Origin of the sequence: Streptomyces sp. BA2, from assembly GCF_009769735.1 — a bacterium.
GTDB lineage: Bacteria > Actinomycetota > Actinomycetes > Streptomycetales > Streptomycetaceae > Streptomyces.
Genome location: NZ_WSRO01000001.1, coordinates 427207 through 445226, shown reverse-complemented (window position 1 = coordinate 445226; position 18020 = coordinate 427207). Strand labels below are relative to the sequence as shown.

Below are 18020 nucleotides of genomic sequence, written 5' to 3'. Positions count from 1 at the left end.
CCGCTCGGCGTCCTGGCCCTCGACGAGCAGGACGCCGAGATCCTGACCGTCCGCATCCACACGATGTCAGCCGACCGCTACGGCCAGCTCTTCGCCAAGGACGTGGAGCGCCTGATGCGTGAGTACCGGCAATGAGCCCGAGCACGGACCGCCGCGCCCTCACCGGGCAGAGCCTTCCCGACTCGCTCGTTCCCCGGGCTCGCGCCTGGATCGCGGTCCTGTTCACGCCCCGATGGTGGCGCCTGTCTTGGGACGACCTCCGCAACTGGAGGTTTCGGTCGGCGTCCGCGGTGAGGCCGGAGAGTCTGAGCGGCAGGTGATCCGCGCTATCGGCGGTGCCGTTCAGGACCCGCGACAGCTCGTCGCGTCAGGTACGGGTGAAAGTGAGGCGCTCGGCCACGGATCATTTCCCCCAACGTACTTACCTTTGCGGTGTGCTGATGGCGCGTCAATTGCACGTCGGTGCCCCTCGCCGAGCAGACCGGCGCCTCAGCTGCAGGTGTGGCGAGGGCTGCCATGGCTCAGCACCGCGCAACCGCTCATCGCGGAACTTCGGTGCGCTGAGACCGGATTGAGGAGATCCAATATGTTGCGTGGCGCTATGCCCGTTGCGGGTCGTCTAGTGGTCAGGTGGTGACCAAAGTCCCTATTTCGAATGTCGTACATCAGTTTGTATAGGGCGCGTAAGTTGATCACGGTGATGCGCGGCTGCCTCCCGGGACCTCGGAGGCAGCTGAACTGTTATGCCTTGTACCTGGAGTTACTACGTGAATCGCAGTTGGCGTGCCCGGACGACGGCCATAGCCATGATGACCGCGGGGGCAGTCCTCATCTCGACCTCTAGCGTCATTGCAAACCCCGCGGCCCCAGACAAGAAGGACGAGGCCGAGTTCGAGCAGATATTGGATGACCTTGCGCGAGAGTTGGAGTACAAGGGCAGTCCGATCAAGGAGGCCGAGAGCGTTGAAGCCGCTCAGGCCGCGGCAGCCGCACAGGACCGCAAGGTTGAGGTGCTGCAGATGCGTACCGAGACCGACACCGTGTACGCCAATCCTGACGGCACCCTGACCCGGGAGTTGGCATCCGGTCCGGTCCGGATGGTGCGGGACGGCAAGTGGGTCGACGTCAACGTCGACTTCAAGACTGGCAAGGACGGAACGGTCACGACCGAGGCGCACCCCAAGCAACTGAGACTGGCGGGTAGGGGCGGCACGTTGCCGAAGTCGATCGAGGGCGCGGCCCGGCCCCGTCGTCGAAAGCGCGGGACCTCATCACCATCGGCACGGGTGAGGATCAGTTGGCGGTGCAGTGGAAGGCGGCTTTGCCGACGCCGAGTTTGAAGGGCAACGTCGCCACCTACAAGAACGCTGTCCCCGGCGGTGATCTGATCGTCGAGGCTACCCGGACGGGGTTCGAGCAGTTCCTGCGCCTGAGCGAGGCACCCAAGGACGGGGCGCCGATTGTCCTCCCGATGACGGTGCCGGGTGGGGTGACGGCAAAGCAGAACGCCGACGGATCAGTGACCTTCTCCGATGCCGAGGGCGAGCAGCAGATGCTCAGGCCCGCGCCAGTGATGTGGGACGCGGCAGTGGATGAAAAGTCCCTGGAGCACACCAACAGAAAGCCCGTCGCGATGAAGGTCACGCAGCGCGGCAACACGGTGGAATTGACCCTTACCCCGGACGCCGCGAGGCTGGCCGATCCCAAGACCCAGTATCCGGTGACGATCGACCCGGCCGCAGAGGCCTTGGATGTTCTGTTCGACACCTTTGTGCAGGGCGGTGATGCGACGGACCAGTCGGCGAACACCGATCTCAAACTCGGCTGGCCCGGTGATTCCTCGGGTTCCGTCAAGCGGATCGCCCGCTCGTTCCTGACCTTCCGTACCTCGGACTTCGCCGACTCGCTGGTCTCCAAGGCGACGTTGAAGATGTGGAACTACCACTCCTGGTCCTGCGAGAAGCGCGACTGGGAGGTCTGGGCCGCGGACCCGGCCGACAAGAGCACGCGCTGGACCAAGCAGCCGGCCATGAAGGAAAAGATCGCGACATCCAGCGAGACGAAGTCCGCCACCTGCTCGAAAGCCGGCTGGGTGAACGCGGACATCACCAAGCTCGCGCAGACCTGGTCGTCCGCAAAGGCCGAGACCGGTTCCATCGCGCTCAAGGCGGCGAGCGAGTCCGACACGTACGCCTGGAAGCGGTTCTACTCCTCCGAAGCCGCTAACCAGGACCAGATCCCCACCCTCGAGGTGACGTACAACTACCGGCCCTACAAAGGCACTAACCTTCAGGCCGGTACACCTTTCCTGTCCCAGGGTGGCATCTTCAAGGTGAACTCGACCACCCCGACGCTGCGGTCCTCCACAGTGGACGCCAATGGTGAGGACCAGATCGTAGACACCTACGAGATCACCGACACCTCTACCAACAAGGTTGTCGCCACGATCAACGCAGCCGCGGTGCCGGCCAACTCGACATCCCAAGTCATGGTGCCGGCCGGGAAACTCGTCTCAGGCAAGACCTACAGCTTCCGCACCACCACCTATGACGGCACGCACTACGCCAATGGCTGGTCCGACCCGGTCCGGTTCACGGTGGACACCTCGTGGAAGCCCACAGCTGCCGAGAACGCGCTGGGCCTGGCGAACCTGTACTCCGACGCCGCGGACGTCACCGCCGCCACCTCCTCGGACTCCACGTACGCCGCCATCGCGCCGACCGAGGAGAACACTGTCTCCATCCCCTGGGACGGCAAGAACAACGGCATCGCCATCAAGAATGGGCAGATGCCTAACAAACTGTCTGTCCCCCAGGACAGCACGAAGGGCACCCAGGTCGGCGGCAACGTCGTCTACATCTCCACCGGCGCCGTCGACACGGTTGCCCAGCCGACCGCTGATGGCGGCTCGCGCACGCTGAACATCCTCAAGAACAGCTCCGCTCCCAAGGACTACGAAACCGGCTTCACCTTTCCCGCTGGGATGAAGGCCGTGCAGCACGACGACGGTTCGGTCTCCCTGTGCTCCGAGGGCGATGAGAACGCGGAACAGGCGCCGCAGAAGGAACCGGCCGGGTTCTTCGAGGCTCCTTGGGCCAAGGACGCCAACGGCAAGGACCTCCCCACCAGTTACAAGGTGGTCGGCAACAAACTCGTCCAGCACGTTGAGTTCGACGCGAACACGGCCTTCCCCATCGTGATCGACCCGTCCTGGTGGTCCACCACCAAGAAGATCCTTAAGTGCGCGGGCGCAATCGCCACCTTCATTTGGCAGTTCACGCCCCAGGGGTCCACCAAGCGGGTCATCACCGCCGTCAAGCTGGTCAAGAAGCTTGGCGTCAAGAAGACCGCCAACCTCATCATGACGTACGCCAAGCGCCGCAAGCTCACCTCCGCCCACCGGAAGGCCGTACAAGCCCTGATGGGCATTCCGGTGCTCAAGGCAGCCTGCAAGTTCTAGGAGGCACGCATGCTGATTGCTCTTGCGGCCATCGCAGCCGAAGTGGCCGTATTGATCCTCTACGCCGTTCGCAGGGCCAACGGAGCGGTTCTCTCACCCCTGGACGCCATCGACGCACGCAATCTCATCCTTGCCGCCATGGCGACAACGTCCGGCTACTGGTTCACCCAGAACCAGGACGCGGGTGAAAGTGACCTCCTGATGTTCGTGCTCTTCGGCTGTGTGCTTCCCGCGCAGGCTGGAGCCGCTACGAGCCGTCTCTTCACACGATTGTCCTCGTCTGCCTGGTTGATCGCCTGTATGGGAGGCCTGGCGGTAGGAACTCTCAACCAGGACGCCGCCTGGCCCTGGAGTTAATCGAGACTCACGACCGCGGCAACAACGGGCAAGCAGGGCAAGCCACAGCCTGCCCTGCTTGCCCGTCGTACAACAGGAGAGACCTACCGTGAAGGTGTGAAGCCCCAGTAGCAGTCCGCGAACAGCCCCTCGGGCAGACCGAGCCCGCGCACGTCGTTGAGCTTTGTGATCTCCGTGAGCAGGAGTCCAGGCCCACCGCGCCAGGGTCGCGCTTGAGCGCGGCCCACAGGGCGGTACCCGCCTCGTTGTCCTCAGCCACCGACAGCAGCCGAGCCGTGCCCGCCTCGCCCAGACGGCCGCTCGTGCGGGCGCAGAACGTCTTCTCCCACTTGCCCCGCCCCGCAACGAGGACCTTCTCGACCGGGGTCCGGCCGGTGGATCGATCTTCCGGACCCGGCACTCGACCAGGGCCTCGCGCTGCCGGCCCTCCACCAGCTCGACCGAACAGACCTCTACGGCCAGCCATTCCGCCAGCGGCTTCTCGCCGTCCACCAGAGTCCAGCTCGCCAACAGCTCCTCTGGCGACCACTCTTGCGCACGCCCGCCCCTTTGGCCTCGATCACTCAATCAGGCCAACTACGGCGCCCCAGAACGGGAAACGGGACTCGTCCCGCTACCCACGACCTACTTTGCTGCTGGTGTCTGAGCTAGACACCGGGGCCATATCGAGAGCCACGCAGCTTCGCCCTCGACAGGCTGGTGATCCTGCACCACCTGATGGATCAGCGGTTCGGTCTGAGCCCGCAGGAGCGGCGGGACTACCGGCTGCTGTACTGGGATCCGTGGCCGATGGCGCAGGGGCCATTGGGTCATGTATGCCTGGAGACGACCCGCGAGCGGTATCTGGCTCCGGTCGCCGACCTGCAGCTGCCCTCGCTGCTGGCCCCTCGCTGCCGCGCCACCGCGCCCCTGTGCCGCGAGGGGGAAGGGCCAACGCGGGAGATGGCGCCGACGCGGAAACGGCCATTTACCCGTCGCCCACAATGATCTCCGTGGCCAGCCTCGGGGCGCCAGCATAAGCGGGACGGGTCCGCCGGAGGTCCCCCGAGTCAAGCTGTCGCGCATCGCAACTGCTTCGAGTTACTAACGACCGAGAGCTCTCTCCGAAGTCATTCCTTCACTCTCCGTTGACGTGACACGGAGGAGAATCTAAGTTTCAGGCACTGTCGACGGGGCGATCGAGGACGAGCAATGCGGTTGGGGATCCATGCGGCTTGCTCGTTAGCAGTTCACCGCCCCGCGTGGCCCACTTCACCCGGCCGGAAGCTGGTTCTTCAACGCCACAGACCGGACTCGGCGCCCGCCGCCACGAGAGACACCATACGTTTACAGCTTGTATGCGAGAACTCTCTGGGGCAACCCACTCCATGTCGAGCCTCCTGCAAGGGGCTTGAGAGCTGGCGCCCCTGCACGCCTCCGAATACCGCCCGGCAGCGCCAAGGAGAAACCTTGAGCACCACCCCGTGCACCCCCCCGGCGGCCGAGAACCGCAAGGCCGCGCCCGGGCACCTCGGCCGGGGCCTGTCCATTACGGCTACCGCAGCGATGGACAGCTTCCTCTTTCCACGACAGCTCTGTGATCAACGGTGCCGTCGAGGTCATCCGGGGCCGCTGCGAGGTCGGTTCGTCGGCGCTCACCCAGAGCATCGCAGCTGCCCTCATCGGCTGTCGTGCTGGTGCCGCGACCGCGACCGCCCGGCCGACAGGATTCGCCTGATGCAGACAGCCGCTGTGCTGTGGCCAGCTCGCGTCCTTCCAGCAGGTGGCGGTCGTCATCGGCATCGCCGTCCCGCCGCTGGTCAACTGGGGCAATGACAACGTGGCCGACGGCAATCAGCGCGGTGCGCCGGCGGGCTTGCAAGCCTGGCAGTGGATGCATGATCTTCTCCCCCCTCGGCGTCGCTGTGGCAGTCCGTCAGCATCGACCCGGGCAGCTCGTTCTTCTGCTCCTTCACCACCTCGATCATCAACATCGGCGACACCGTCATCCCGATGGCGTTTGCCAACCGGATCAACCGCAAGCCGCCCGCGCTCATGGGCTCCTCGGTATGGCTGTGTCGCTCGGTGTCGCCGCCTGCCAGGGAGCGGTGGCGTTGTCTGCCGCCCACCCCATCTGACTACACCCCGCCTCACTACAAGGAGCATGATGTGAGCAGCAGCCCGAGGAGCCGCACCCGGCGTGCCTCACTTCTTCGTGGCAGATCGATGCCCAGGAGCGTTCTGACAGCGTCTGTCGCCGCAGCACTGGCGGCCACCATGCCGTCCGCGCTGGCCGCCCCGGCACCAGCATCCGGACGCCCCACAGCCGCCACCGACGTGCGCTGCGCCGTCCCTGAGAAGCCAGGCCGCTTCAACCACGGCACCGATTCGGCCACGGTCACCGTGACGGACGTCAACGAGGGCTGCCTGCGCACGTACAAGCTGGTCAGCTCGGTGTCCGGGAAGCGGGTCTTCAAGGAGGCGCCCGGTAAGCCGACCCTGCGGTCCGGGTCGGTGCTGCTGGACGGCCTGTACGCGATGGCCCAAGACGACGCCCAGTTAAACAAGACGGACCAGCTGACCGACGACTCGTACAACGATGGCAAGCCGATCGACTGCCCGGGCGGCTGCTATCAGACCGGTAAGTCATGGAGGTACGTGTGGACGCGGGATGTGGCGTACTCAGCGGACCTCGGCCTGACCGCGGTCGATGCCGAACGGATGCGCAATACCCTCGCGTTCAAGCTGAGCGAGCGGCGCGACGGGTCCGGTGACACCCAGATCATTCAGGACACGGGCACCGGCGGCAGCTACCCCAACTCCACCGACCGGGTCGTGTGGGCGCTCGGCGCGAGCGAGATCGTCAACTGGCTTCCCGACGGCGAACGGCAGGCGTTTGCGACCAAGTCGTACGAGGCGATACGCAACACCGTCGAGCACGACCGCAAGGCCGTCTTCGACCAGGGAGACGGCCTCTACCTGGGAGAGCACTCCTTCCTGGACTGGCGCGAGCAGAGTTACGCAGACTGGACCAAGGACGACGTGGGCGCCATCGCCACCTCCCGCGCCCTGTCGACGAACGTCGCCCACTGGGCAGCGATCGACGCAGCGTCCCATCTCGCGGCTGACGCCGGTGACAAGACCACAGCTGCCAAGTACCGCCGCTGGGCGGACGACTTGATGCGGGCCATCCGCAAGAAATTCTGGCTGCCCCAGAAGGGCCAGTTCTCCCAGATGCTCACCACCGAGAAGGACACCGCCTCGGCCGACCGCTACGACGCCCTGGGCACTTCATTGGCCGTACTCACCGGCGTCGCCACACCGGAGCAGGCCAAGCAGGCCATTGCCAACTACCCGCAGACCGCGTACGGACCGCCGGTGTTGTGGCCGCAGCAGCAGGGCGCGCCGTCGTATCACAACAACAGCGTCTGGCCGTTCGTCACCGCCTACATGATGCGAGCCGCCGCCCAGACCGGCAACGACGGCGTGGCGACACAGCAGGCTCACTCCCTGATCCGGGGCGCGGTGCTGTTCGCCACCAACAAGGAGAACATCAACATCCTGGACGGCAGCACCAAGACGGAGCTCAACTCCGACCGTCAGCTGTGGAGTGTCGCCGGCATGATGTCGATGGTCCAGCAGAGCACCTTCGGAATCGACGCCCGCGAAGACGGCCTGCACATCAAGCCGTTCCTGCCCGCGCAGCTGCGCGACACCTATTTCCCCCTCGGCGAGCGGGCGGCTCTGAACGGCCTCGACTACCGGGGCCACAAGCTGAACATCCAGCTCGACATCCCGGTGGGCAAGACGACCCGGGGCGCCTACCAGGTACAGTCGCTGACCCTCGACGGCGAGCAGCTTCCGGCCGGTTCGCCGATCACCGAGGGGATGCTCGGCGACAGTGAGTCCACCGTGATCGTCAAACTCGCCAAGCCCGGGACCGGCCCGGGGCAGAAGGCGCGGAAGCCGGTGGACCTCTCCTCCAAGGAAGCCCTCTACGGGCCCACCACCCCAGATGTCACGAACGTCACCGCCGAGAACGGCCGGACACAGCTGGCTCTCGACATCGGCGACGAAAACCCCTCCAAGGCCACCATGGACGTCCTGCGCGACGGCAAGGTGATTGCCGAGAACGTCCCGGTCACCGCCGGCGCACAGACGTGGACCGACAAGACCGCGCGGCCGGCAGATGTCTCCCACTGCTACAGCGTCCGCCTCACCTACACCTCCAGCGGCAACACCTCCCAGCATGCCAAGCCCGAGTGCTACTGGGGACCGGACGCCGAGCGCGTCCATGAGATCACAGGCGAGGACTTCGACGTGACCGGCGGCAAGCGGACCAGCGACGGGAACGGCGTGTACTACGCGGGCTGGGGCACCGCGCCGGGCGACAAGGTCGCCGCCCGCCTCACTCCGAAGACCAGCGGTGAGTATCTCCTGCAGGCCGATGCCGCCGTCGGCGGTCCGATCAACACCGGTGTCTCCAGCGGCATGAAGATGCTGCGTGTGTACGACGATGCCACCAGCGAACTCGTCACCGAACACGTCATCGCCATGCCCAACACCGGCAGCTGGTCGGCCGTGCGCGGCTCTACTTCCGCCAAGGCCATGCTTACCGAAGGCAGGACCTACCGCATTGAACTCGTGCAAGACCCACTCGCGGTCAACATGAGCTACTTCCAGCACAACGCGCTCTACAAGGACACCCGCAGCGGGCCGGCCAACTACAGCAACGTCTACGCCATCAAAGCCCTGCTGAAGGAGCGGGGCTGCCCGCTCTGAGCCGCCTCGAAGTTCTCGGACATCAGGAACGCGCTCGCCTGCGAGAGCTGGAACGCGAGAGCCGGGAACATCGGTTGAGACCGAGTTCCTGGGCGGCGGCCTTCTTCGCCCGGGAACACCGGCCCGAGAACCGCAGGACGCCTCAACCGGGCCTACGGTGCTCCCGATCCAGCGAACGGGGATCGGTGCGGTCGCGTTGGAGGGAAAGTGTGGGTCTCCGGAAACCGGATTGATGCACACCTGACGCATGTCCGGATCACGTTGGTTTCAGATCCACTTCCCACAGAGAAAGGACGGATTTCACCATGGAACCGGCAGTCCGGACAGCACGAACAGGCACTTCACCGCGTGGGAGGCGCAGGGCAGCCGCAGCGTCGATGGTCATCGCGTACCTCGGGATCGCGGTGCCCCCCGTAGCCCACGCCACCGACGTCGATGCGATACCCGAAGCGGCTGGACTTACCTGGGAGCGCTGCGCTGAGGTAGCAGCGGAGTGGGACAAGGCGGATAAGGCCACCGAGTGCGCGATGCTGACGGTGCCGCTCGACTACGCCAAGCCGCAGGGCCGGAAGGTCCAGCTCGCGGTCAGCCGGATCAAGGCCACCGACCCCGCGCAACGAAAAGGAACCCTGCTGATCAATCCCGGCGGACCGGGTGTCGAGGGACTCTCCGAGCCCGAGCAACTGACCTCCAGCGAGATGGGCGAGTTGGGGAAGCACTTCGACCTCGTCGGCTTCGACATCCGGGGTACAGGCCACAGCGACAAGCCGGGATGCCCCGAGTTTGACCCGGATAATTTCCCCCATCCGCCGCCGGGCCAGGCGGGCGAATCCGAGGCAAAACACCGTAATGACGCATACGCTGCAGCGCTGAAGACATGCGCTCTGAAGGACCCCGAGTTCTCTCGGGCCATGACCACGACCTACGCGGCCAAAGACATGGACCGGATCCGTGCCGCCCTGGGCGAAGAGAAGATCAGCTACCTCGGCAACTCGTGGGGCGCGTCGCTGGGCGCTGTGTATCGCGGCCTGTTCGACGAGCATGTCGACCGCATGGTCCTTGACTCCGTCATCGCGCCGGGGCAGTCGACCGACGACAAGGGCGGCGAGGCGCAGCTGGCTGCGCAGGAGAAGCTGTACCAGGACTTCACCACCTGGATGGCTGACCGTGATCCCACTCTTCATCTGGGAAGCACCGCCTCGGACGTGTCCCGCAAGCTGCTGGCCCTTCGGAAAGAACTCGAGGCCAAACCGCGGGGGGAGATCACGGCGGAGGAGCTGAACGACTATCTGGAGTCGCCTCGAGCCCAGTGGGCACCGGCCGCGCAGGCACTGCGCGACATCGCAGCGGGGAAGGCGCCGGAGACACCCACGCAGGATACGGCCGAACGCACGTCAGGGAACGGGTTCGGCAAGGAAATGGTGGACGGCGACCTTGAATTCGTACTCCGGGCAGTCGGCTGCAACGAGTCCGAAGGCTCCCGGGACTTCGAAGTCTCGGATAAGGAAGCACAGAAGCAAACGTTTCCTGTGGCCGGCTACAGAGGCGGAAGCATGGCGATTTGCTCGGGCTGGCCTTTCCCCGCGCAGCCCCCGAAACTGAGTGCAGGCAAGAGTCCGCTGCAAATGTTCGGCCACGCCTATGAGACAAACACGCCCCTGCCGTGGGCCAAGGATATGCATCGCATCACGGGTGGTTCGCTGAGTGTCATCAACGACGACGTCCATTCCTCGCTCCGGGACTTGGTAGAGCCGGCCAAGGATGCCGTTGCGTTCCTCCTGGGCGGCGCCTCGTTCGAACGCACCTATGAAGGCATGCCGATTGACGATCCGTCATGAGGAGTTTCATCGTGGTTCGTGCACCCATGAGGGCTGGGGCCTGTCGGCGTTCCGGTGTCGGGCGGGCGTCCGGGCCTTCCCCGGCGACTCTTCTTTTGTTCCACCCTATTCCAGGGGCAAAGGATTCTCGAACCAGTCATCAACTGGTATCACGCGGGGAATTTTTATTTCCAGCTCCTGGAAATATTCTTGAATCTGGACAGCGAGTTTCCTGCCCCGCGAGTTCGGGTTTCCTGGGTCGGCAAGGTCATTGCCTGCACTTATTACCTTTTGGACGTAGTCGCCACCCAGAGACTCCTTGGTGTCGCGAAGCACCGTCGAAAGCGCCGCCGATACTATGCTGGTCGCCTTTGCCCTGAATAAAGGAGGGCAGACCGGCCCCGCCAACCCTTCGCCCCATTTCATTTCTATTTGCTCCTTGGCTTTTTTCGCTGTAGTGATCGTCGAATCGAAATGGTTGAGAAAGTCGGCCGAGCACCAGCAGTACTCAATAGAATCCTCATCAATTGTAGTGTACCAAGCGCATTCCAGCGGCATGATTCTGTATGCAGGTTGATCGTGGATGGAAAGAGTAGAGAACACGAATTTCTGATTACCGAAGTAGCACCAATCCTCAACACCAGTGTTGCCGCCGCCTCTGTAGTCAATCCTATTCACAAGATCCCAAGATGAGAGAATCTGTGTAAAACTCGGCTTCCGGGTCGGCCCCATATCGCCATTGGTGTAGTGTCTGATCGTGATAGGAACTTGGTCGCGTACGGCTTTAATATCGGCTTTGAACGGATCGCGGTCGGCGTCATATCTCACGCACGCCTCTTCGAAACGGAAAGGTGAATCCAACAGAAATCTATAGTCATAGTAGTTGTCATTGCTCACCTTCATAATCCCCCATGCACTGTCGGCCTTTCCTGTCTTCTTCAGTAAAGGTACGAGATTTTCGAACCTAGTCGTACGATTGCTGCAGGCCGACTTGAAATCACTCTTAAAACTCATGGCTGATTCCTTAATGAATCGAGTCCCGTCTGATGTGGCTGGCGTTCACCATCAGGTGCATTTTTGCGTCGTCACGTAACCCCCATGTTGACCACGACGATCTGAAGGGGGGGCAGATTCGCGCCAAGGACGAGAAGCTTCTGGCTTGGGCGGTATACAGCACCAAGGCTGGTTAGGGAAATATCCCCGAACGGTACGTCTGCATTCTCATCGACCCCAAGAAGGTGAAAGAGGTCGGCTACGGACGCCTCAAAGGTCTTGTCGCCGTCCCAGGCAAGAGAAAAAGTGAGGCCGTCGTTCGCTCGGACGACGGATCCTTGAAAGACAATGCGCTGACCAGGGTATTTGGCCGTAGGAATGGGGATCTCGAGCGCACCCCTTACCGTGACGGATTCTTGTTTAATTGCCGTCAGCGATAGGTAGGCATTCCCGTGACCACCGGGCACTTGAATTTCAACCACGAAGCCCGCAGTGAGAGCAGCCGTGCCCGAGGGCGGCACATTGGTCTCGACGAACATCGTCTCTACCGTTGAGCCGAGAAGGATCTGCCCTACGTCCGCACCGACAGCATTATTGAGCCACTCATGGATACTTCCGTCCAAGGAGACATCCTTCACGGATCCCAGGAGGCGTATCTGACCGCCACTGGCGTACGCTCCCGAGACAGTAGCCTCGGTCCCGCCAATAGTTCCAGTGTATTCCGCTCCTATCAGGAACTCGGATCCCATCAACTCCAGGCTGATGGTGAGCGCGCGTGCGGTGAAGAGTTCGGGAATTACTTCTACGTCATGATCAAGCTCACCAATCTCTACGGAAATGCTAGCCCCTACGATGCTCTCGCTATCCTGATCGAGTGTCACCTGGACAGAAGATAAATAGAGAGGCGAGCCGCCGATAATGCTTTGCATTTCTGACGGTACGTTAACGGAGGATGGCAGTTTTCCAGCGAAAGGCAGGGAGCTGAGCAGGCTGTTAAAGTCGGTGTGACGTTGTTGAACGCCCAAGCGGGAGTAGATGTCGAGATAACCCGCACCGGAGTCCTCTACGCAGAAACGTCGCGGTAGACGTCCATCCGGTTGACCGTACTGGGCCGCACCCTCAATATAAGGGTATTCGTAAGGGTGATCCGGGTCCACGATCAGTGCAGCCTCAGGATGCTGGAAGCCGAACGGCTTGAGGGCACCGACGTTAAGGTCCGGAAAGATGCTGGATTCCCAGTCCTCGTTCAGGTCGACATAGATAGCAATGCCAGTAATATTAGGCTCTCCTTGCGAAGTCCCCAGAAAATGCACCTCGACCTTACGCTTCACCCCCTTCACAAGAGCGGTACCCCAACCTACTAGAGCATCGGGATCACTCTGCTCGATCTCGACGGACCAACTCGAACCAAGAAGGTCATCGCTGAAGAGAATGTCTGTCGGACTTCCGAGGCCGAGAAGAGGCCCAGTCAGTGTGAACCCGCCGCTGGTGAAGTGATCGCGAACCCAGTCAATCGAAATGGTCATGTCGGCTCATCGCCTCGCAGTTGGACGTCCGTGTCGGACGCGGGTGGACGTGTGGACTCGGCGTACCTATCTCGGTCCAACGTCACCGAACGTCAGGCCGATCCGCAATCGAAATGAAACCCAAAGACTCGATCATTTGGACACGCCAACCAGGTGGCCCTCCCCGATCATCATCAATTCCCTGCCGCTACGATCACCTCAGAGAGGATCACTCACCAAGACAAACGACTCACCTTTTCGGTCCACCGTCGCCGTCACCGACATCTGCTCCCCGGGGAACTGCTGCACCGGAAGATGCGGCAACGCACCGTCGGATATCTGGTTGAATGCATCAATCGCCGCATTAATCTGACTCACCTGTTCTCCCGACAAGGCGCCGTTTGCCCACAAGACCCCCACACTCTGAACCTCCACATCCTCGTCCGCCGACACCCCACCCCCCACCAGCGGAAGCTGAGAGAGTCGGTAATCGATCACTGCGTCCACCTGCGCCACCCATACCGAACCCATAACACCTCACCAGCCCAATCGTGGGAACTACGTGCCTATACCTCACCTGATATGTGCACGCACCGTCGATCCCCCTCTGCGTGCCTGCCAGCGAGTCAGACCCGGGAAGGGACTGCAAATGGAACGGCTCTTCAAGATTTTCGTAGGCGGTGCTCGAAGCTCGAGTTCGTGACAGGGCGTCAGCAGCCAACTCCTTGCTAAGCACTCCAGGGGTGCCGGGTGGAATCGTTCCGCTGAGGGACAGGAAGGAACGCAGTCGAGCGTCCAGTGCTACTGTCCTGCGCCAGTAGTTGGTCGTTAGCTGGAACCCCTACTGCTATCCCCTGAAGTGCGCCGGATCTGGCGGCAGTTCCAGCTCAAGCCGCACCTGGCGGACCCGCTATGCGTGGAGAAGGTCTACGACGTGGTGAAGTCGCAGATCCAGGCCCTGGCCCGAGCCGCATAGACGTGTTCAAGATCCGGGGTCAAGGCCCGTGGTCGGCCTCGGTGCACCAGATGCCCCAGTGCCGCAGTATTCGCGGCACGGTCCGTTGCTGTATGCCGTGACCGCGGCGAGGCTGTCAGACTTCGTGCGTGGCTGGCCCGGCCCGACTCAGGGCAGACGGACCGCCCAATCCACTGAAGAGCCGACGCGAGGGCCGCGGCGCCCACCCCCCTGGTGTCCGTGGCGGGTACTGCGACGTAGGGGGTGGAGGTGGGTCAGGTTTGGGGAGTGGTGAAGGTGATGGGGGTGGGGGCGGAGTATCCGAGGTTGTTGTGGGTGACGAATTGGATGGTGTGCTGGCCCGGGTCCCAGGGCAGGCCCCGGTCTGAGGCCGGAGCGTGCGAGGCTTCGGGTGTGGCTACGTGCAAGGCGTCCTCGCCCAGCGCCCAGGCCCAGTAGCCGTCCTTGGCCACGATCTGGGAGCCGATGTTGGTGCCGTCGGGCTTCTGCGCAATGATCGCCGTAGCTGTGGTGGTGTGGGGCGGAGCTGAATCCAGGGGAGCCGCGCCCTTGAACTTGATGTACGGCCCGGCCTGCGCATCGGGGAGGGGAGCTGCGATCGTGGGTGCGCCGATCGGCGCCGACTTCGCCGCCTCGGCAAACAGCTTCAAGGTACCCTCGCCGGCCAGGACCCAGAGGTTACGGTACCCATCGATTGCCACTCCCTGGGCGTTGGACAGGCCGGTGGCGAGAGTGGAGACGGGCGGGGCGCCATCCGTGCGCACGCTGGCCAGCGTCCCCGCGTAGCCCGTGACGATGTAGGCGTAGCCATCCGCATCCAACGCCAGGTTCGCGCCCCGCGGGAGGCCAGTGGCGAACGGGCTGTCGTAGTGGCCATCGCTCAGTTTGACCTTGTACAGATTTCCGTTCTCGTAGTTGGTGACATACGCGTAGCCGTGTCCGTCCAAGGCCACTCCCGTGGCGTTGCCAAAGCCAGTGGCCACGCGCTCCGGCTGCCCGCCTGCCAGCGGTACCCGTAACAGCCCGCTGGAGGAGGTGACGTAGGCGTTGCCGTTCCCGTCCAGTGCCACGCTGTGGGATCCGCTGCCCAGGCTCGTGGCGATCGGAGGATCCTGGACCGCACCTGCCGGGCTCACCCGGTACAGAGCCGCCGCGCTATGGCTGACGACGTAGAGGGAGCCGTCAAGGTCCACCGCCAGCCCACGGGAGCCGGGGACTGTGGCCAATGGCCCTCCGCCGTTGCTGCCTGTTTCCAGATTGACCTTGTACACGGCGCCGGCGACGTCGCCAACGACGTAGGCGTACCCGGACCCGTCGAGCGCCACGCAGTTGCTGCTCGAGAGGCCGGTGCTGATCGGTGATGTCCACTGCTTCGCCATTGCTGTGCTCCTTTGCCTTGCGTTCGCCCGGGGCTCCGGGTGGTGAGGGCCCATGCCCTTATATGTCGGTGCGGCGCTCCGGCCCTCGGCCGCCGACGGCCGGAGGTGTTCCACAAGCCGCACGGGCCGCTGCGGCACCTGCACCGCGCATGCCCCAGAAGTCAGAGGAAGCGAAATGATCGACATCGACGGCCTTGTCGTACACCGTGGTGACGTCGAAGGTCCTCAGCGGAGCCCTGCCTTCCTCGGCCCCAACGGTGCAGACAAGTCCGCCACCCTGCGCATGAGCCCTGGTCGGCCCAACTCCGGGACCACGCCAGCTGGGCGTGCCTTGGGGGTTGAGACTGGTGGGCTCGCATGTTGAGGTGTCGCGTATTCCTCGGAGAGGTCGGTCCTGACGTCACCGTGAGTGGTCGCCGGGGGCGTATCGGGCCCAGGTTCCTCCGGCTTCGGTGACCCGGCGGGTGGCGGTCTTGTCGTGGTAGCCGAGCGCCTTCGCGATGACGGGGGCCGGGGCCTGGCGGGGGACGGCGGGATCTCCCCAGCCGTACGGCGACGGTGGCCCGGTCGTCGAGGCCGTCGTCGACTGCGAGGCGGGCGATGCAGGTGACGGGTTGCGCGTAGAGGAGGACCAGCGCGGCGGTGGCCCGGGCCCGCTGGGACACTGGCGGTGCCGGACTCCGAGACCCCGGCCCGCTCGCGCATGGCCATCGACCGGCGGATCGCGCGCGGCGCGAGGTGCGCCTTCGGGAGAAGACGCGGTGACGGATGCTGTACGAGGCCGCGGGACGCTCGGAGGGAAATCCTGGGCGTGGACATCGAGGACCTGGACTTCGCCGACCGCTGGTGCCCGGTCAGAGCCCAAGGGGCGAAGTCGAGGTCCCGCCGCCGGGGTCAGGTGCGCGAGGACTTCGTGCTGGTGACCGTCTACTGGGACGCCGGCGCCTGCTGCCCCGGCTACTCAAGGGCCGCACCCGCGGGCCGGTGTTCGTCACCCACCGCCGCCCCGGCCAACCCTTCCGGGTCAGTTCACTTGTTGGCCGCCATGGTCTCCTTGACCCACATACGGAACGCGGTGACGTCGGTGTAGCCGACGGCTCTTTCAGTCCAGCTTGGGCCGCTGGTGACACCGGCCACCCGCCATGTTCCGTCGTCCTCCTTGTTGAGGGCGGGCCCACCCGAATCCATGTCGGAGGGCATCTTCTCGCCCACAGAGCCTACGCAGATCTCCTCCCCGAGGGTCCCCTCGCAGTCCTCGTGCTCGGCGGGAAGCCTCTTGGTGTCGAGTTCACGCAGGTCCTTGGGCCAGCACGTGTCATCCGTGCATTCCAAGGAGGTCTCTCCCCAACCCAGCACGCGCAGCGGTGCGTTCGCGGCGGGGGCGTGGTCCGCGATCGTGACGGGTTTGGCCTCCACCGGGTTCTTCAGCTTGATGAGGCCAACGTCGCTGCCGAACGTGACCGTGAGATGCAGCGGGAAGGTCTTCTCGATCTCTACGAGTTCGCCGCCCCGGTCTGTGTGGGAGGATCCGATCCGCACCTGCTTGGGGTCGCGGCCGCCGATCAGGCAGTGGCCGGCGGTCACCATCCACTGATCGCTGATGAGGGTGGCGCCGCACCCGTGCATGTCACTCCGGGGCGACTGGCCGGGGTACTGCACGGAGCCCATGAACGCATATGTCTCGGACGCCGGGTCACCGTTGGTGATGGCGTGCGCCGGAGTGGTCACGGCCAGGGCGCACAACGCGCTGACGGCAGAAGCAACGGGAATAGTCAAGACTCGTCTCATTTTGTTCATGACTCCTCAACAGAGCAGGCAGTGCAGCACGGATCTGGGACGTGTCTGCGGTATCGGCGACTGCTCGGGTGGTCTGCTCCGGTTGTCCGCAGTGCCTCGGACGCTATGAACCGCACGTCGCGAGGGAACAGCAACTCTGCAGCTGGGCACACTCGGCTCTGTTTCATTCCTGTATCTGTCGCCCTGCCAGGGACCGTTCGATGCCGGACGATCTTGGCCCAGGAGAACTTGGCGCGGTTGCGGCCGCTGCCGTGGTCACCGAGGGCCGACCGATCCCGCCTGGCCAGCCAGCGGTATGGCTCTCCTCGATGCCCGGGTGACAGCCATTCAACCAGGACGTTGGTCCTTGCTGTTCAGGACGTTGGCCCCCTGTTTCGGCGTCTCATCTCCGAAATGCTTCTGTCCTACCTGGCGTTCTTCCTCCGGTTTACGCGTAATGACGGCGCAACAGCTCTCTGGCCCTGGAGGAGGGCTGACGTGACGTCATGAGCACTGATCGCTGAGGGTCAGTCCACAGTCCCATCGGAACTGAGATGCCTGGTACAGATCACATCCGCCTTGGCCTGCGCTGAAAGGGGTTTGATGCAGTTACGAAGCCTTGATGACGTCAAAGGGACCGATCGCGATGTCGACTGGGGCAACGGCCGCAGTTACCGGCTCCTCATCGAAGACGACGGCATGGGATACAGCGTGTGCCACACGGTCGTGAAGGCCGGCACCTCATCCCTCCTCCAGTACCGCAATCACCGGGAAGCCTGCTACTGCATAGCCGGGGAGGGCGAGGTCGAGGACATGGACGGGAACGTCTACCCCCTCCGGCCCGGCGACATCTACGTACTTGACCAGCATGACCAGCACTACCTCCGCGGCGGCCGCGACCGCGATCTGGTCCTGGTGAGTGTCTTCAATCCGCCGCTGAAAGGCACCGAGCGGCACGATCTCGTCCAATCCGGCGCCTCCAGCTACTGACGGCCG

At 63.8% G+C, this 18020-nt stretch carries 11 protein-coding genes and 3 pseudogenes; 9 read left to right on the top strand and 5 right to left on the bottom strand.

Annotation, left to right across the window (positions count from 1 at the left end; all coding sequences use genetic code 11):
• Nucleotides 1–806 precede the first annotated feature (806 nt).
• The 6 genes and pseudogenes from E5671_RS45885 (at nt 807) to E5671_RS01750 (ending at nt 10416) form a co-directional block, all read left to right on the top strand.
• On the top strand, nt 807–1340 hold the full coding sequence (locus E5671_RS45885; RefSeq protein WP_237329994.1) for a hypothetical protein: 534 nt from the start codon (nt 807–809) through the stop codon (nt 1338–1340).
• Nucleotides 1304–3460, top strand: a complete 2157-nt coding sequence (locus E5671_RS01770) for a DNRLRE domain-containing protein (protein ID WP_336605625.1) — start codon at nt 1304–1306, stop codon at nt 3458–3460. Before E5671_RS45885 ends, E5671_RS01770 begins: the two co-directional genes overlap by 37 nt.
• A 9-nt stretch (nt 3461–3469) precedes the next feature.
• Nucleotides 3470–3817 carry a hypothetical protein gene (locus E5671_RS01765; RefSeq protein ID WP_160502060.1) on the top strand — a complete coding sequence of 116 codons (348 nt, stop codon included), beginning with the start codon at nt 3470–3472 and terminating at the stop codon, nt 3815–3817.
• Nucleotides 3818–5362: 1545 nt separating this feature from the next.
• A pseudogene (locus tag E5671_RS45880) lies at nt 5363–5925 on the top strand (hypothetical protein); the annotation flags it as partial.
• Nucleotides 5926–6073: 148 nt separating this feature from the next.
• Nucleotides 6074–8578, top strand: a complete 2505-nt coding sequence (locus E5671_RS01755; RefSeq protein ID WP_160502058.1) for an alpha-L-rhamnosidase-related protein — start codon at nt 6074–6076, stop codon at nt 8576–8578.
• Between the two features lie 377 nt (nt 8579–8955).
• On the top strand, nt 8956–10416 hold the full coding sequence (locus tag E5671_RS01750; RefSeq protein ID WP_160502057.1) for an alpha/beta fold hydrolase: 1461 nt from the start codon (nt 8956–8958) through the stop codon (nt 10414–10416).
• A 105-nt stretch (nt 10417–10521) separates the two neighbouring features.
• Here E5671_RS01750 and E5671_RS01745 read toward each other — a convergent pair whose 3' ends face one another.
• The 3 genes from E5671_RS01745 to E5671_RS01735 form a co-directional block, all read right to left on the bottom strand.
• Entirely contained in the window at nt 10522–11409 is an 888-nt protein-coding gene (locus E5671_RS01745) for a hypothetical protein (RefSeq protein ID WP_160502056.1), read from the bottom strand.
• A 71-nt stretch (nt 11410–11480) separates the two neighbouring features.
• Entirely contained in the window at nt 11481–12914 is a 1434-nt protein-coding gene (locus E5671_RS01740) for a hypothetical protein (protein WP_160502055.1), read from the bottom strand.
• Between the two features lie 198 nt (nt 12915–13112).
• The gene (locus tag E5671_RS01735; RefSeq protein ID WP_160502054.1) at nt 13113–13400 is read right to left on the bottom strand and encodes a hypothetical protein; all 288 of its coding nucleotides are present in this window, start codon (nt 13398–13400) and stop codon (nt 13113–13115) included.
• A 352-nt stretch (nt 13401–13752) separates the two neighbouring features.
• Here E5671_RS01735 and E5671_RS47665 point away from each other — a divergent pair.
• Nucleotides 13753–13863 (top strand): annotated as a pseudogene (locus tag E5671_RS47665) (IS630 family transposase); the annotation flags it as partial.
• 260 nt (nt 13864–14123) lie between these two features.
• Here E5671_RS47665 and E5671_RS01730 read toward each other — a convergent pair.
• Nucleotides 14124–15248, bottom strand: coding sequence for a Vgb family protein (locus E5671_RS01730; RefSeq protein WP_160502053.1), 1125 nt, complete (start codon nt 15246–15248; stop codon nt 14124–14126).
• A gap of 652 nt (nt 15249–15900) precedes the next feature.
• Here E5671_RS01730 and E5671_RS45875 point away from each other — a divergent pair.
• Nucleotides 15901–16376 (top strand): annotated as a pseudogene (locus E5671_RS45875) (site-specific integrase); the annotation flags it as partial.
• Here the strand turns inward: E5671_RS45875 and E5671_RS01720 are convergent.
• Nucleotides 16278–16916, bottom strand: a complete 639-nt coding sequence (locus tag E5671_RS01720) for a S1 family peptidase (RefSeq protein ID WP_443032552.1) — start codon at nt 16914–16916, stop codon at nt 16278–16280. The pseudogene E5671_RS45875 and the gene E5671_RS01720 overlap by 99 nt on opposite strands.
• Before the next feature lie 711 nt (nt 16917–17627).
• On the opposite strand from E5671_RS01720, the gene E5671_RS01715 reads away from it, so the two are divergent.
• Entirely contained in the window at nt 17628–18014 is a 387-nt protein-coding gene (locus E5671_RS01715; protein WP_160502051.1) for an ectoine synthase, read from the top strand.
• The last annotated feature ends 6 nt before the right edge of the window (nt 18015–18020 follow it).

Coding starts and splice junctions, on each gene's coding strand:
- E5671_RS45885 (WP_237329994.1), top strand. CDS start 807: ATGATGACCGCGGGGGCAGTCCTCATCTCGACCTCTAGCGTCATTGCA.
- E5671_RS01720 (WP_443032552.1), bottom strand. CDS start 16,916: ATGGGCTCCGTGCAGTACCCCGGCCAGTCGCCCCGGAGTGACATGCAC.
- E5671_RS01755 (WP_160502058.1), top strand. CDS start 6,074: ATGCCGTCCGCGCTGGCCGCCCCGGCACCAGCATCCGGACGCCCCACA.
- E5671_RS01715 (WP_160502051.1), top strand. CDS start 17,628: ATGCAGTTACGAAGCCTTGATGACGTCAAAGGGACCGATCGCGATGTC.
- E5671_RS01750 (WP_160502057.1), top strand. CDS start 8,956: ATGGTCATCGCGTACCTCGGGATCGCGGTGCCCCCCGTAGCCCACGCC.
- E5671_RS01730 (WP_160502053.1), bottom strand. CDS start 15,248: ATGGCGAAGCAGTGGACATCACCGATCAGCACCGGCCTCTCGAGCAGC.
- E5671_RS01765 (WP_160502060.1), top strand. CDS start 3,470: ATGCTGATTGCTCTTGCGGCCATCGCAGCCGAAGTGGCCGTATTGATC.
- E5671_RS01745 (WP_160502056.1), bottom strand. CDS start 11,409: ATGAGTTTTAAGAGTGATTTCAAGTCGGCCTGCAGCAATCGTACGACT.
- E5671_RS01740 (WP_160502055.1), bottom strand. CDS start 12,914: ATGACCATTTCGATTGACTGGGTTCGCGATCACTTCACCAGCGGCGGG.